The sequence below is a fragment of the Pseudomonas sp. GW823-FHT05G12 genome (assembly GCF_058795575.1).
Genome location: NZ_CM179501.1, coordinates 5,602,941 through 5,617,458 on the forward strand (window position 1 = coordinate 5,602,941; position 14,518 = coordinate 5,617,458).

Consider the following 14,518-nt stretch of genomic DNA (forward strand, 5'->3'; position numbering starts at 1 on the left):
CGCCGGGGTCAACAACCAGAAGGTCGAAACCGACCAGGTGGCGACTGCGATGAACCAGATGACTGCCACCGTGCACGAAGTGGCACGCAATGCCGAACAGGCTTCGGAAGCCGCCTTGATGGCCGACCAGCAGGCCCGCGAGGGCGATCGCGTGGTGGGCGAGGCAGTGGCACAGATCGAGCGCCTGGCCAGCGAAGTGGTCAACTCCAGCGAAGCGATGAACCTGCTCAAGACCGAAAGCGACAAGATCGGCAGCGTACTCGACGTAATCAAATCGGTGGCCCAGCAAACCAACCTGCTGGCCCTCAACGCAGCAATCGAAGCCGCCCGCGCCGGTGAGGCCGGGCGTGGCTTTGCCGTGGTTGCCGACGAAGTGCGCAGCTTGGCCCAGCGCACACAGCAGTCGACCGAAGAGATCGAAGAGTTGATTGCCGGCCTGCAAAGCGGCACCCAACGGGTGGCCAGCGTGATGGACAACAGCCGCCAACTGACCGACAGCAGCGTCGAGCTGACCCGCCGCGCCGGCAGCTCGCTGGAAACCATCACCCGCACGGTGTCGTCGATCCAGGCGATGAACCAGCAGATTGCCACGGCGGCCGAGGAGCAGACGGCGGTGGCCGAAGAAATCAACCGCAGCGTGATGAATGTGCGTGATATTTCCGACCAGACCTCGGCGGCCAGTGAGGAGACGGCCAGCTCCAGCGTGGAACTGGCGCGGTTGGGTACCCATTTGCAAGGGTTGGTTGGGCGGTTCAGGCTGTGATCTGAACTAGCGGTCGCCCGGTCCGTCCTCTTCGCGGGTAAACCCGCTCCTACACATATGCACAGGCCGCTGTAGGAGCGGGTTCACCCGCGAAAGGGCCGGCCCTGCTAGCCAATCTCCACCCTTCGTTCACCGTTGCCGCCGCCACCGTATTCGCGGGTAAACCCGCTCCTACACACATGCACAGGCCGTCGTAGGAGCGGGTTCACCCGCGAATGGGCCGGCCTTGCTGGCCAATCTCCACCCGCCGTTCACCGTTGCCGGCACCACCGTATTCGCGGGTAAACCCGCTCCTACACAACATACACAGGCCGTCGTAGGAGCGGGTTCACCCGCGAAAGGGCCGGCCCTGCTGGCCAATCTCCACCCGCCGTTCACCGTTGCCGCCGCCAACGTATTCGCGGGTAAACCCGCTCCTACACACAATGCACAGGCCTTCGTAGGAGCGGGTTCACCCGCGAATGGGCCAGGCCGGCTGGCCAATCTCCACCCGCCGTTCACCGTTGCCGGCACCACCGTATTCGCGGGTAAACCCGCTCCTACACACATGCACAGGCCGCTGTAGGAGCGGGTTCACCCGCGAAGAGGACGGCACAGGACGATATGCATCCTACTGTTCGCGACGAAATTTCCTACCTGATTATCAGGTCAAGTCCTACAGCTCCGCTGCCGATGGGCAGGGATGTGATGCCAGCCATGCGCCTGCATCCTTTCTCTCACTCGTTCGGAGATTCCCCATGCTTGGCTCCCTCAACCGCAAGCTCGGCAACATCAGTGTCGCCGCCAAGCTGGCCCTCGGCTTTGCCGTGGTCCTGCTGCTCACCCTGGCCACCACCATCAGCGGCTGGCGTGCCCTGGATGGTGCCATCGTGCGCTCACAGCAACTCAGCGAAATAGGCCTGATCAACGACCTGACAAAAGACCTGCGCGCGGAACGCATCACCTACCGCGTGCTCAACGACGATGCCAGCAGAGCGCGCATAAGCAACATCCTCGACCAGCTCAACAGCATGCTGACCACCCTGCAGCAACGCAGTAATGTCGATGAGTCACGGCAGTTGCTGACAGAAAAAATGGCATTGTTGCAGAGCCTGCGCGACAACTTCAGCGAACTGCAGCGCAGCGTCGCCAGCCGTGTAGCCCTGCGCGAAGCCCTGCAGTCGCAGGAGCATGCACTCAGCGAGGCGATTGACCAACTGCAGACCCAGGCCTTGCTGAAAATGCCTGACGACAGTCAGCAAAGTGGTGTGCTGGGCCTGATGGACACCCTCAGCCGGCATGTCGAAGGTGCCAACCAGCAAAGCCTGGTTCCAGCCTACACCTTCGTCCCGGTCGAGGATTTTGCCAAAGTCGGTGATAACGCCCTCGACGCCGCCGACAGTAGCCTTGCGCAACTGCTTGAAGGCCTTGCGCCGTTGGGCTTGCCACGCGCCATCAGTGAGCAACCGGGTGTCGAGCTGAGCAAGTACCGCACCAGCCTGGATCAGTATCGCCGCGCCGCCGTACGTGTCGAGCAGTTGCAGAACAACATGGAAAACATGGGCAATGAGCTGCGAACAGTGAGCCTCGAACTGGGCAAACGCAAGGTCGAACAACGCGACAGTGAGGCCCTGGCCGCCCGGTCGCTGCTGACCAGTGTGGCGCTACTGGCAATGGTGGTAGGGGCTCTGGCGGCTTGGCTGATCACCTTGCAGATCACCCAGCCGTTGCGCCAGACGCTGGCTGTGGCCGCCCGCATCGCCAAAGGGGACCTGAGCCAGGTCGACACCGTGCAACGTCGCGACGAAATGGGCCAGCTGCAAACCAGCATGCGCGAGATGACCTTGAGCCTGCGCGAGCTGATCGGCGGCATTGATCAGGGTGTCGGCCAGCTGTCACAGGCCGCCACGCAGTTGGCGGCCAGTAGCGAAGACACCAAGCTGCGCATCAATCAGCAGCGCGAGGAAACCGACCAGGTGGCCACTGCCATGAACCAGATGAGCGCCACCGTACAGGAAGTGGCACAGAACGCCGAGCAAGCCTCCCTGGCCGCGACCAACGCTGACCAGCAGGCACAGGTGGGTGACCAGGTAGTCGCCGAAGCCATCGGCCGTATCGAACAACTGGCCGGACAGATGGACCATTGTCTGGCGGCCATGCAGCACCTGGCAGGCGAGAGCCAGCGGATTGGCAGCATCCTCGATGTGATCAAGTCGGTGTCCGAACAGACCAACCTGCTGGCGCTGAACGCAGCGATCGAAGCGGCACGGGCCGGTGAAGCCGGGCGCGGCTTTGCCGTGGTGGCCGATGAGGTGCGTGGCCTGGCCCAGCGCACGTCGACGGCGACCGAGGAGATCGGCCAACTGATCGACAGCCTGCACAACGGTACCGACGAAGTGACCCGCTTGCTGGACAGCAGCAAGAGCCTGACCGAACAAAGCGTGGAGCTGAGCCGCAGGGCCGGGCACGCATTGAGCCAGATCACCGACACGGTATCGAGCATTCAGGGCATGAACCAGCAGATCGCCACCGCCAGTGAGGAACAGAGCGTGGTGGCCGAGCAGATCAACCGAAGTGTGATCAATGTGCGGGATGTTTCGGATCAGACCAGTGCGGCCAGTGAGCAGACGGCAGCCTCGAGCGGGGAGCTGGAGCAGTTGGGGCAGCAATTGCGGGGGATGGTTGGGCGGTTCAGCATCTGAGGTTAGCGGGGCTGCTTTGCAGCCCCTCGACCGTTCAACCCAGGCTTGGGCATAAAGAATTACCGGAGCGCACCAACCTGGCATTTTTGCCAGTTGTCGGGGCTACCTTGCTGCCCGCATCCTTGAGGTCATGATTCAACAGGGAATCTTCTGATGGCTAATCGTCAGTTACGCTTTTATGAGCATGATCGGCTCGCATCTATTGGAGTGCCTGGTAGTTCAATAAGAGTAATGAACGCGGCCGGCACTCCGCTGTGCCAGCTAGGGGGGTCACTCTTTACCGAGACCAACCTGATTGCTTTGGACAGAGCAAAGTCCGTGTTGGTTTCGACCCAGAGTTCTGCCATCAACAGCGTGACATACTGTGCTTATGGAAATTACGGCACTGGGCCTTTACCTGTAACACTAGGCTTCAACGGAGAGTATCTGGAATATTTCGGCGTGTACTTGTTAGGCCGCGGAGAACGTGGATACAGCCCCCGTCTGAGGCGATTTATTTCTGCCGATCGTGCCAGCATATTCTTGGCCGGAAATCTTAATGCATATGCTTACACTGCGGGAGACCCGATTAATTATAATGATCCTTCAGGAAATGCCCGTGGACTTATAGCGCGCTACAAGGATTGGAAAGCTGGAAAGTCTCTAGTCAAAGCTTCAAAAAATTTGAAACATCACATAGACAGCACTGAAAATTTAGAGTTTAACGTCGGAAACGAAGAAAGAAAACACGCTCAGATACAGCAAGATATTCAAACGACTGATACCAGACTCCAAGAAATAAATGAGGAAATGTTAGCGCTCATGGACGACATGAGCAAAATGGATGGAACAGTCATATACGAAAATAGCAAGCACGGCGTAAAGGGAAGTTACTTATACGCAGGTTACGCCGATAAAGCGTCCGGATTGAGGAAGCTTGCAGCCAAGCATGACCAGTTGACTACAAAGCGCCTCCAACTAGAGCAAACACCGTCGAAAGTTGAGGCAGCAAAGTGGCGAGTTGAACAGAACAAAATAGCAATTCAGGCAGCGCGCAGCCGTCTAAATTACCTAACGAATAAATATCCTCATGTAGCTTCAAAAGCAATTAGAAAAATCACTTAAGCCACGCAATTATTCATTTGCCAGCTGTATTCCAAATCAACGGATGAGTGAAATAGCCAACCCGCAGAAAGCGAGTTTCGGGGGTTGGCTACGCTCTACCGCCCACCAAGTTTCACAATACCTGGCGCAGGAACGCCTGCGCGCGCGGGTCCTTCGGCGAATCAAAGAACGCGCCTGGCGCGGAATCTTCCAGCAGCTTGCCATGGTCGAAGAACAGCACCCGGTCAGCCACTTCGCGGGCAAAGCCCATTTCATGGGTGACGCAGACCATGGTCATGCCTTCCTGGGCCAGGGTCTTCATCACGTCCAGCACTTCGCCGACCATTTCCGGGTCAAGCGCCGAGGTCGGCTCGTCGAACAGCATCACTTTCGGGTCCATCGCCAGGGCCCGGGCAATCGCCACCCGCTGTTGCTGGCCGCCAGACAAGCGCGACGGGTACTCGTTGGCCTTCTGCGAAATACCCACCTTCTCCAGCAACGCCCGGGCCTTGGCTTCGCGGTCAGCCTTGTTGCGCTTGCGCACCACCTTTTGCGCCAGGCACAGGTTTTCCAGCACAGTCATGTGCGGAAACAGGTTGAAGTGCTGGAACACCATGCCGACTTCGCGGCGGTAGGCATTGATGTCGGTCTTGGGGTCGGCCAGTTGCAGGCCGTCGATGGCCACATGGCCTTGGTCGAAATGCTCCAGGCCGTTGAGGCAGCGCAGGAACGTCGACTTGCCCGACCCCGACGGGCCGAGCACGACCACCACTTCGCCCTTGGCGACCTGAGTGGTGACGTTATCCACAGCCCTTACCACCTGGCCACGGGTGTCGAAGACTTTCAGCAGGTCACGAACTTCAATCACTTTGCGCAAGCCTCCGCTCGAGCCGGCTGGCGATGTGCGACAGCGGCAGGTTGATCAGCAGGTACAGGCCTGCCACGCAGAACCAGATCTCGAAAGTAGAGAACGAGGTGGTGATGGCCTCACGGCCACTCTTGGTCAGCTCGGTGATGGCGATCACCGACACCAGCGAGGTGTCCTTGACCAGGCTGATGAACTGGCCGGCCAGGGGCGGAAGCACGCGCTTGAACGCCTGCGGCAAGATCACATGGCGCATCGACTGGCCAGCGTTCAGGCCCAGCGACCGGGCAGCCTCGTTCTGGCCCTTGGCGATCGACTGCACGCCAGCACGGACGATCTCGGCCACGTAAGCACCGGTGAACAATGCCAGCGCCGCTACCCCGGCAAACTCGCGGGACAGGTTGAGCACGGTGCCGATGAAGAAGTAGAAGATGAAGATTTGCACCAGCAGCGGCGTGCCGCGCACCAGTTCGACATAGACGGTCGACAGGTCGCGCAGGGTCGGGTTGTTCGACAACCGGCACAATCCGGCGAACAGGCCGATCACCAGGCCCAGCGCCCCGGACACCACCGAGATCCACAAGGTGGTCCACAGGCCCCATGCCAGCGGGCCAGCGGCCCAATGGCGGGTTACCCCGATCTGGTCGCCTTCGGCAACATCGTCGCCGCGGCTCAGTTGCAGGCTGTCCTTGTCCACATCGAGCACTTGCTCGGCACCACTTTCGTCCTTCAGCGTGACGCGGGCGTTGTCACCGGAAATGACGATTTCCTGCACAGTGCCGTAGCCGGCAGCGCGTTGTGTTTCCTCGGCCTTGTAGGCGAAGTACTGCGGTACGCGGTTCCAGCGCCACTCGTAGGAAATCATCGAGGTGGCCATGTAAAGGCTGAGCGCCAGGCCTACCAGGACCAGGGCAGTCAACCCATGCCAAGGCCACTGGGCTTTCTTGTGTTTGATCACGTGGGGTACTTCCGTAAATGCGAACGCGCAGGGTTTGCCTGCGCGTCGGGGTCATAAAGCCGGGCTTGTGGCCTGAGCCTTATTCCATTTCCTTCAGCCAGTCCTTGTTCTTGAACCACTTGTCGTGAATACGATCGTAGGTCCCGTCGTGCTTGATCTGGTGCAGGAAGTTGTTGATGAAGTTGATGCTGTCGTAGTCGCCTTTCTTCAGGCCGAAAGCCAGCGGCTCGTAGGTGAAGGGCTCGTCGAGGAACAGCAGCTTGCCGGCGCCGGCTTTATCCACCGCCACCACGTTGTACGGCGCGTCATAGACAAAGGCGTCGGCCTTGCCGTTGACCACGTCCATGACGGCTTCCTGTTCGTTGTCGTAGCCGTGGTACTTGGCTTTGCTGATCAGCTTCTTGGAGACCATTTCGCCGGTGGTGCCAAGCTTGGAGGTCAGGCGGTACTTCTCGTTGTTCAGGTCCTTGTACGACTTGATCTCGCCAGCCAGCTCCTTGCGGATCAGCAGGGTCTGGCCAACCACGATGAAGGGTTCGCTGAAGTTCAGGCGCAGGTTGCGCTCCTGGGTCAGGGTCATGCCGCTGCCGATCATGTCGAACTTGTCGGTCAGCAGGGCCGGGATGATGCCGTCATAGGCGGTGGACACTGCCTCGAACTTCACGCCCATGGACTTGGCCATGGCTTTGAGGATATCGACTTCGAAGCCGATGATCTCGCCACGTTTGTTGGTCATCTGGAACGGCATGTAGGTTGGGTCCATGCCCACCCGCAAGGTGCCGCGCTTGACCGCGTCATCGATGGCGCCCGCCTGGGCCGCGGTCACGGCGACCAGGGCGGTCACACCGACCAGCAGTCGCGAAAGGTATTTCTTGATCATCACCAAGTCCCCTAGCAAGAAAAGTAGCGAATCTTATTGTGTTGGCACGACCGTACTGGCCGAAGCGTCGTATCGGAGAGGGATGCTAACGCATGGCGGCCCGTGGACCTATAGCCGCGGGGGGACTTTGTTGGCCAAAATGAGGGGGTTAGGCCAAAAAGCTTCGCGGGTGAACCCGCTCCTACAAGGGCATGTGTATCCCTGGTAGGAGCGGGTTCACCCGCGAAGATGCCCGATCAGGCGCCCCGTAGGAGCGGGTTCACCCGCGAAGAGCCCCGATCAGGCGCCCCGTAGGAGCGGGTTCATCGGGGCGCCGAACCGCCGCGAACAGGCCCGATCAGGCGCCGACGAGGCTCGGTTGGCCTGCGTTTTCAGGGTGCAACGGCAACAGCGGCGAATGCGGGTCATTGTTGATCGACGCACGCCACACATCGATCCATGCCGCATTGTGCTCGGCCCACACCTGCTCGTGCAGGCGGCTCAGTGCCACCGGGTCGCTGAGCAGGGCCAGGCGAGTATTGAGGTCCAGGCCTTTTGGTCCGACTTCAATCGCCTTGGCAACGCGCTCGGCACGCAACGCTTCGATCGGTGCCGCCTGGCCATGGCGGGCAGTGGCCATGGCACAGGCCAGGGCATTCTGCCGCGGGTCGACCACGGCCCGCACGAAGCCATCATGCAGGGCATGCCAGCGGTTTTCGTGGGTGTACTGGTCGGTAGCCAACAGCTCTTGTGGCGTGGCGTATTCCTCTGGGATGAGGAACAGCTTCTCGTCCTTGGCCGCCAGGCCCAGGCGGGTGCGGCTGGAAATCACCGATACCGGGATCGACAGCACCAGCGAACCGACGATAGGCGCCAGCCACCACAGGAAGCTCGGGTTCAACCACGCCACCAGTGCGGCCCAGGCAATGCCCAGCAGCGTCTGCGGGCCATGCCGGCGCACCGCTTCGCCCCACGGCGTGGAATCGTCGTCACGCTGCGGCGAGTTCCAGGTCGCAGCCCAGCCGAGGAACGCGGCCAGCACGAAGCGGGTGTGGAAGATCATGCGTACCGGTGCCAGCAACATGGAGAACAGCATCTCCATCAGCATCGACAAGGTGACCTTGACGCGTCCACCGTACTCGACGGCGCCCTTGGCCCAGATCAGGATGACGCTGAGCAGCTTGGGCAGGAACAGCAGCACAATGGTGGTGGAGAACAGCGCCACAGCCTTCTCCGGGTGCCACTGCGGCCACAGCGGGTAAAGCTGGTACGGCTCGATGAAATACTGCGGCTCCATCAGCGTGTTGGTCGCCAGCAGCGCGGTCGACAGCACCAGGAACAGGAACCACAGCGGCGCCGACAGGTAAGACATCACCCCGGTAAGGAACACCGCACGGTGAACCGGGTGCATGCCCTTGACCAGGAACAGGCGGAAGTTCATCAGGTTGCCGTGGCACCAGCGACGGTCGCGCTTGAGCTCGTCGAGCAGGTTTGGCGGCAGTTCTTCGTAGCTGCCCGGCAAATCGTAGGCAATCCACACACCCCAGCCGGCACGGCGCATCAGCGCGGCTTCGACGAAGTCGTGGGAAAGGATGGCACCGGCGAACGCGCCCTTGCCCGGCAACGGCGCCAGGGCGCAGTGCTCGATGAACGGCTTCATGCGGATGATCGCGTTGTGGCCCCAGTAGTGCGACTCACCCAACTGCCAGAAGTGCAGACCGGCAGTGAACAGTGGGCCGTACACGCGGGTAGCGAACTGCTGCATGCGTGCATACAGGGTGTCCATGCCCGAGGCTTTCGGCCCGGTCTGGATGATGCCGGCGTCCGGGTTGGCCTCCATCAGGCGCACCAGGCTGCTCAGGCACTCGCCACTCATGACGCTGTCGGCGTCGAGCACGACCATGTACTTGTACTCGCCACCCCAGCGACGGCAGAAGTCGTCGAGGTTGCCGCTCTTGCGCTTTACACGGCGCCGACGGCGGCGGTAGAAGATGCGGCCAAAGCCTTTGGTTTCACGGCACACATCCAGCCAGGCCTGTTGCTCGGCCACGGCGATGTCGGTGTCGTTGGTGTCGCTGAGCACAAAGAAGTCGAACCGGTCGAGGTTGCCGCTGGCGGCCACCGACTCGAACGTTGCGCGCAGGCCGGCGAACACCCGCGGCACGTCTTCGTTGCAGATCGGCATCACCAGCGCGGTACGCGCCTCGGGCGCGATCGGCTCGTTGCCTGCGCTGCTACCGGAAATCTTGTATTTGTCGCGCCCGGTGAGCAGCTCGAGGAAGCCCATCAGCGCGGTCCAGAAGCCCGCCGACACCCAGCAGAACAGGATGCCGAAGAGGATCAGGATGGAAGTTTGCAGGGCATACGGCCACACCTGCACCACCGTGTCCCACAGCGGCTGGTTGACGATTTCGTCAAGGTCCACGAACGACCAGCCCTGGTACGGCAGGATGCCTTTCATGTACCAGCCAGCGACGATGGTCTGGCCGATCATCAGCGCCAGCAGAATGTAACGGCGGATAGAGCCGACCGTGCGCCAGCGGGCCGGCGGCAGCTCGCGCTTGGGCGGCTGCGGGGCGTTGGGCCGGCCGGTCATGCGTCGCCACATGCGGATCAGCACATTGGTGCGCCATGGCTCGGGCACGACCTTGGTGCGTTTGATCGGCGGGGCGATCTTCAGGCACAGGCGGCCGCTGCCGTCGACGCCGAGCATTTCGGCTTCTTCCAGCTCGGCGGCGCTGCCCACGGTCAGGCGCGGGCCCACCGAGGCCTGCACGGCCTCGGCAGAGCTGGCGGCCGGGTTGGCCGCCAAGCGTTGGTGTAGCTCACTGAACGAGGTGCAGCTGGCAAGTTCAGCCCGCTGCTCGTCGCTCAGTGGTAGGTGGGCCAGGTACTCGCCAAGCGATTCCGGCCTTGCGCTTGAGTTACTCATCGGCAGGCAACTGATAGCTCCAGGTCTCGGTCAGCACCTTCTCGGTGGTGGCCGGGGCCCCGTTGGTGGGCGCCGCATCGGCGGCAGGTTGTTCGGCCTTGGCAGATTGCTCAGCCTTGACGGCTTTCTCGGCCTTGGCATGCTTGGCTGCGGCCTTGTCCTGCTTGGCGTCCTGGGCAGGCTTGGCAGGCTCGACCGGTACATCACGCACCAGTGCGGCGCGCATTTCGGTCGACTTGTTGGCTTCCTTGACCTTCAGGCGCAGGGTCAGGCGCCAGCCCTTGGTCTCAGGGTTATAGCGCAGATTGTTCTCGACCACCTCGGCGTTGTCGCCCACGCTGATCTGGCTGCGCACGGCGGTGTCTTCCGGCAGGGCGGCAAGCGCCGGGCCGGCGAAGTCGACCAGGAATGCCACGCTGCCATCTGGCTGGCGGATCAGGTTGGACTGCTTGACGTCACCCGTGGAACGCAGGGTCTGCTTGACCCAGCCCAGATCAGGGGCCTGGAACTTCGGCTCGTCGATGGTCCAGTGCAGGCGGTAGGCGTACTCGAACGGCTTGCCTGGCTCCGGCAGTTTCTCCGGGCTCCAGAAGGCCACGATATTGTCGTTGGTCTCGTCGGCGGTCGGGATTTCGACCAGGTCGACGCTGCCCTTGCCCCAGTCACCCTTCGGCTCGATCCAGGCGCTTGGGCGCTTCTGGTAGTTGTCGTCGAGGTCTTCGTAGTCGCTGAAGGCGCGCTGACGCTGCATCAGGCCGAAACCACGTGGGTTCTCGACGCTGAAGTTACTCACGGCCAGGTGTTTCGGGTTGTTCAGCGGGCGCCACAGCCACTCGCCGTTGCCGGCATGGATCGACAGGCCTTCGGAGTCGTGCAGGGCCGGGCGGTAGTTGAGCACCTTGGACGGCTGGTTGGGGCCGAACAGGTACATGCTGGTCAGCGGCGCAATGCCCAGGCGGCTGACATGGTCACGCAGGAACACGCGGGACTGCACGTCGACCACGGTGTCGTTGCCTGGACGCAGGGTCAGCTTGTAGGCGCCGGTGGAGCGCGGCGAATCCAGCAGCGCGTAGATCACCAGGTGCTTGTCGGCTGGCTTGGGCTTTTCAACCCAGAACTCGGTGAAGCGCGGGAATTCTTCGCCCGACGGCAGGGCGGTGTCGATGGCCAGGCCACGGGCAGACAGGCCGTACACGTGACCCTTGCCGACCACGCGGAAATAGCTGGCGCCAAGCAGGGTCATGATCTCGTCCTGCTTGTCGGCCTTGTTGATCGGGTACAGCACGCGGAAACCGGCATAACCGAGGTTTTTCGTGGTTTCCGGGTCGTGCGGCACGTCACCAAACTCGAAGCGGTCCGGGTCGTACTTGATTTCCTCGACCTTGGTGGCGGTGACCTCGTTGATTTTCACCGGGGTGTCGAAGTGCATGCCCTGATGATAGAACGACAGCTTGAACGGGGTCTTGTCCTTGGCCCACTCGGCCTTTTCCTGCAGGAAACGGATTTTCTGGTAGTCCGCGAACTTCATGTCGCGGAACACGGCCGGCAGGTTGCTTTTTGGCGCTTCGTACTTCTGGCCGGCCAGATCCTTTGCCTTGGCAGCAACATCGTCAAGATTGAATGCCCACAGCTGGCCCGCGCTCATCAGGCCGACCAGAGCCACACTGGCCATCAGCGCCTTGCGTAGCCCGACGCTGGGGATTCTTGATGCTTTTTGGGGACTAACAATCACGAGCAACCCTCGCCGAAAACAGATCATGAAACCAACGGCCAGCGACAAATGCCGGGTTGGCGAGCACTGTTCGGACCCCGAGAGGGCGTAATGATTCCCCAAACGGATCCAGACAATGCTCGAGTCAGAGTGAAACGGACCTACGAACGCAGGTCCATGCAGCGCGCGATTATCCAGCAGGTTGCGTGACAACGCATCAGGCTGGAGCAACTATTTATCGTACAAAACCCCTTGTTTTCCTGTGAACAACGGGTTTTTTGACCTCATATTTGTAACATAAATGTTACCGGGCCATCATTGACCAGGTGCACCTGCATATCCGCACCAAAACGGCCGCTGGCTACGTCGGCGTACTGAGCTTTTGCCTGTTGCAAAAGATAGTCGAACAACTCGGCGCCGAGGGCCGGTGGCGCTGCGGTCGAGAAGCTTGGACGCATGCCATTGCGGGTGTCGGCCGCCAAGGTGAACTGTGACACCAGTAGCAGGCCACCCCCGACACCCTTGAGCGACAGGTTCATCTTGCCCTGCTCGTCACTGAACACCCGGTAGTTCAGCAGCTTGTGCAACAGCTTATCGGCCTGTTCACGGGAATCTTCAGGCTCGACCGCGACCAGCACCAGCAACCCTTGGTCGATGGCGCCGACCACCTCCCCCGCCACTTCAACCCGCGCACCGCGCACGCGCTGCAGCAGGCCCCTCATGCTTCTTCCAGGGGCAGGTCGAGCAGGCGTCGGGCCATCTGGTCGGCGGCACGCACCAAGGCATCGGTGATGCCAGGCTCGGAAGCCGCGTGACCGGCGTCACGGATCACTTTCAACTCACTGTTCGGCCAGGCCTGGTGCAACGCCCAGGCGTTGTCCAAGGGGCAGATCACATCGTAGCGACCATGCACGATCACCGCCGGCAGGTGGGCGATTTTGGGCAGATCGCGGATCAGCTGGTCCGGTTCGAGGAAGGCGTTGTTCATGAAGTAGTGGCATTCGATGCGGGCGATCGACAGCGCCCGCTGCGGTTCGGAAAAGCGGTCGACCACCAGCGGGTTGGGGCGCAGGGTGGCGGTACGGCCTTCCCAGGTGGACCACGCCTTGGCGGCGTGCATCTGGGCGATCTGGTCGTTACCGGTCAGGCGCTTGTGGAAGGCCCTGACCAGGTCGCCGCGTTCCTCCGGTGGAATCGGTGCGATGTAGTCCTGCCAGTAGTCGGGGAACAGGCGGCTGGCGCCTTCCTGGTAGAACCACTCGATTTCCTGCGGCCGGCACAGGAAGATGCCGCGCAGGATCAGGCCGTGCACGCGTTCGGGGTGAGCCTGAGCGTAGGCCAGGGCCAGGGTCGAGCCCCAAGAGCCACCAAACAGCACCCACTTGTCTATGCCAAGGTGTTCGCGAATGCGCTCCAGGTCTTCGACCAGGTGCCAGGTGGTGTTGTTCTCCAGGCTCGCATGGGGCGTGGAGCGGCCACAGCCGCGCTGGTCGAAGGTGATGATGCGGTACAGGTTGGGATCAAAGTAGCAGCGGCTCTGGGCGTCGCAGCCAGCACCGGGGCCTCCGTGGATGAACACCACGGGCAGACCTTCCGGCGAGCCGCTTTCGTCGACATAAAGCACATGCGGCGCTTCCACGGCCAGATCGTGCCTGGCGTAGGGTTTGATCTGCGGGTAGAGGGTCTGCATTGCGCACTCCGTGTGAGGATTATTCGGCCGTGGGCCATCATAAACCTGAATTGCGCTTTCAGCACCGTCCTTGCTGACGCGTTCGAACGGCGCGAATCGACCCTTGCGCAGAATTCCGGCAACTGCCTCCCACGGTGCCTGGCGACGCCGATAGCGTCGCCGCCTCCACTCAACGCTTGTAACGCTCGTCGCCCCAGGCCAGCAGCGCTTGCAGTAGCTGCCTCAATACCGCTTGCGTCGGTTGCGCCAAGTCTTCCCGGTAGGCAAATGGCTCGACTTCCTCCATATAGGTGCTTTGCGCCAGCTCCAGCTGCACAGCATGGATATGGTTGGCCGGGTCGCCATAATGCCGGGTGATGTGACCGCCTTTGAACCGACCATTAAGCACATGGCTGTAACCTTGCACCTTGGCGCACACACCCTGCAGCCGCTCAGCCAGTGCCGGATCGCAACTGGCGCCGTTGAAAGTACCCAGGTTGAAGTCCGGTAACTTGCCGTCGAACAGGTGCGGGATCAGCGAACGGATCGAATGGGCATCCCACAGCAGCGCATAGCCAAACTGCTCACGCAAGCGGTCCAGCTCACGACGAATGGTCGCGTGATAAGGGCGCCAGATCTGCTCCAGGTAGCGTTTGCGCTCTTCGCCAGACGGCGCCAGCCCGTCTTTGAAGAGGGGTTCGCCGCCGAACAGGGTCGCCGGGTACAAGCCCGTGGTGGCGCCGACGTACAGCGGCTTGTCGTCATCCGGACGGTTCAGGTCGATGACGAAGCGTGAGTACTCTGCGGCCACCACGCTGGCGCCCAAGTCACGGGCAAAGTCGTACAACTGCGGGATGTGCCAGTCGGTGTCCGGCAAGCTTTGCGCCTGGTCGACCAGGCCGTCGCGCACGGCGTCGGTCAGACGCAAGCCAGCGTGCGGCATGCTGATCAGCAGCGGCAGGCGACCTTGGTGAAAACTCAGTACCTTGTCCATCGT

The 14,518-nt window shown here is 61.5% G+C and carries 11 protein-coding genes and 1 pseudogene; 4 read left to right on the forward strand and 8 right to left on the reverse strand.

Going from position 1 to position 14,518, the window contains the following annotated elements:
* Nucleotides 1-49 precede the first annotated feature (49 nt).
* The 4 genes and pseudogenes from AC3RCM_RS25525 (at nucleotide 50) to AC3RCM_RS25540 (ending at nucleotide 4,548) form a co-directional block, all read left to right on the forward strand.
* The gene (locus AC3RCM_RS25525) at nucleotides 50-763 is read left to right on the forward strand and encodes a methyl-accepting chemotaxis protein (RefSeq protein WP_371928153.1); all 714 of its coding nucleotides are present in this window, start codon (nucleotides 50-52) and stop codon (nucleotides 761-763) included.
* Nucleotides 764-1,500: 737 nt separating this feature from the next.
* Nucleotides 1,501-2,541, forward strand: a pseudogene (locus AC3RCM_RS25530) (methyl-accepting chemotaxis protein); the annotation flags it as partial.
* Between the two features lie 198 nt (nucleotides 2,542-2,739).
* Nucleotides 2,740-3,444, forward strand: coding sequence for a methyl-accepting chemotaxis protein (locus tag AC3RCM_RS25535; protein ID WP_371920368.1), 705 nt, complete (start codon nucleotides 2,740-2,742; stop codon nucleotides 3,442-3,444).
* Between the two features lie 153 nt (nucleotides 3,445-3,597).
* Nucleotides 3,598-4,548, forward strand: coding sequence for an RHS repeat-associated core domain-containing protein (locus tag AC3RCM_RS25540; RefSeq protein WP_081273151.1), 951 nt, complete (start codon nucleotides 3,598-3,600; stop codon nucleotides 4,546-4,548).
* 112 nt (nucleotides 4,549-4,660) lie between these two features.
* Here AC3RCM_RS25540 and AC3RCM_RS25545 read toward each other — a convergent pair whose 3' ends face one another.
* From AC3RCM_RS25545 to hutG, 8 genes are all read right to left on the reverse strand, one after another.
* Nucleotides 4,661-5,395, reverse strand: coding sequence for an amino acid ABC transporter ATP-binding protein (locus AC3RCM_RS25545; protein WP_064491104.1), 735 nt, complete (start codon nucleotides 5,393-5,395; stop codon nucleotides 4,661-4,663).
* Nucleotides 5,388-6,350, reverse strand: a complete 963-nt coding sequence (locus AC3RCM_RS25550; RefSeq protein ID WP_010955582.1) for an amino acid ABC transporter permease — start codon at nucleotides 6,348-6,350, stop codon at nucleotides 5,388-5,390. The genes AC3RCM_RS25545 and AC3RCM_RS25550 overlap by 8 nt, the downstream gene beginning before the upstream one ends.
* A gap of 79 nt (nucleotides 6,351-6,429) precedes the next feature.
* Entirely contained in the window at nucleotides 6,430-7,227 is a 798-nt protein-coding gene (locus AC3RCM_RS25555) for a transporter substrate-binding domain-containing protein (protein ID WP_026031986.1), read from the reverse strand.
* Nucleotides 7,228-7,567: 340 nt separating this feature from the next.
* The gene (gene mdoH, locus AC3RCM_RS25560; protein ID WP_064491099.1) at nucleotides 7,568-10,141 is read right to left on the reverse strand and encodes a glucans biosynthesis glucosyltransferase MdoH; all 2,574 of its coding nucleotides are present in this window, start codon (nucleotides 10,139-10,141) and stop codon (nucleotides 7,568-7,570) included.
* Nucleotides 10,134-11,873 carry a glucan biosynthesis protein G gene (locus AC3RCM_RS25565; protein ID WP_202799852.1) on the reverse strand — a complete coding sequence of 580 codons (1,740 nt, stop codon included), beginning with the start codon at nucleotides 11,871-11,873 and terminating at the stop codon, nucleotides 10,134-10,136. Before AC3RCM_RS25565 ends, mdoH begins: the two co-directional genes overlap by 8 nt.
* 263 nt (nucleotides 11,874-12,136) lie before the next feature.
* A complete protein-coding gene (gene dtd, locus AC3RCM_RS25570; protein ID WP_492629251.1) occupies nucleotides 12,137-12,574 on the reverse strand; it encodes a D-aminoacyl-tRNA deacylase in 438 nt (145 codons plus the stop codon).
* On the reverse strand, nucleotides 12,571-13,542 hold the full coding sequence (pip, locus tag AC3RCM_RS25575) for a prolyl aminopeptidase (RefSeq protein ID WP_003249260.1): 972 nt from the start codon (nucleotides 13,540-13,542) through the stop codon (nucleotides 12,571-12,573). Before pip ends, dtd begins: the two co-directional genes overlap by 4 nt.
* 169 nt (nucleotides 13,543-13,711) lie before the next feature.
* On the reverse strand, nucleotides 13,712-14,515 hold the full coding sequence (gene hutG / locus AC3RCM_RS25580) for an N-formylglutamate deformylase (RefSeq protein WP_492629252.1): 804 nt from the start codon (nucleotides 14,513-14,515) through the stop codon (nucleotides 13,712-13,714).
* Nucleotides 14,516-14,518: the final 3 nt, after the last annotated feature.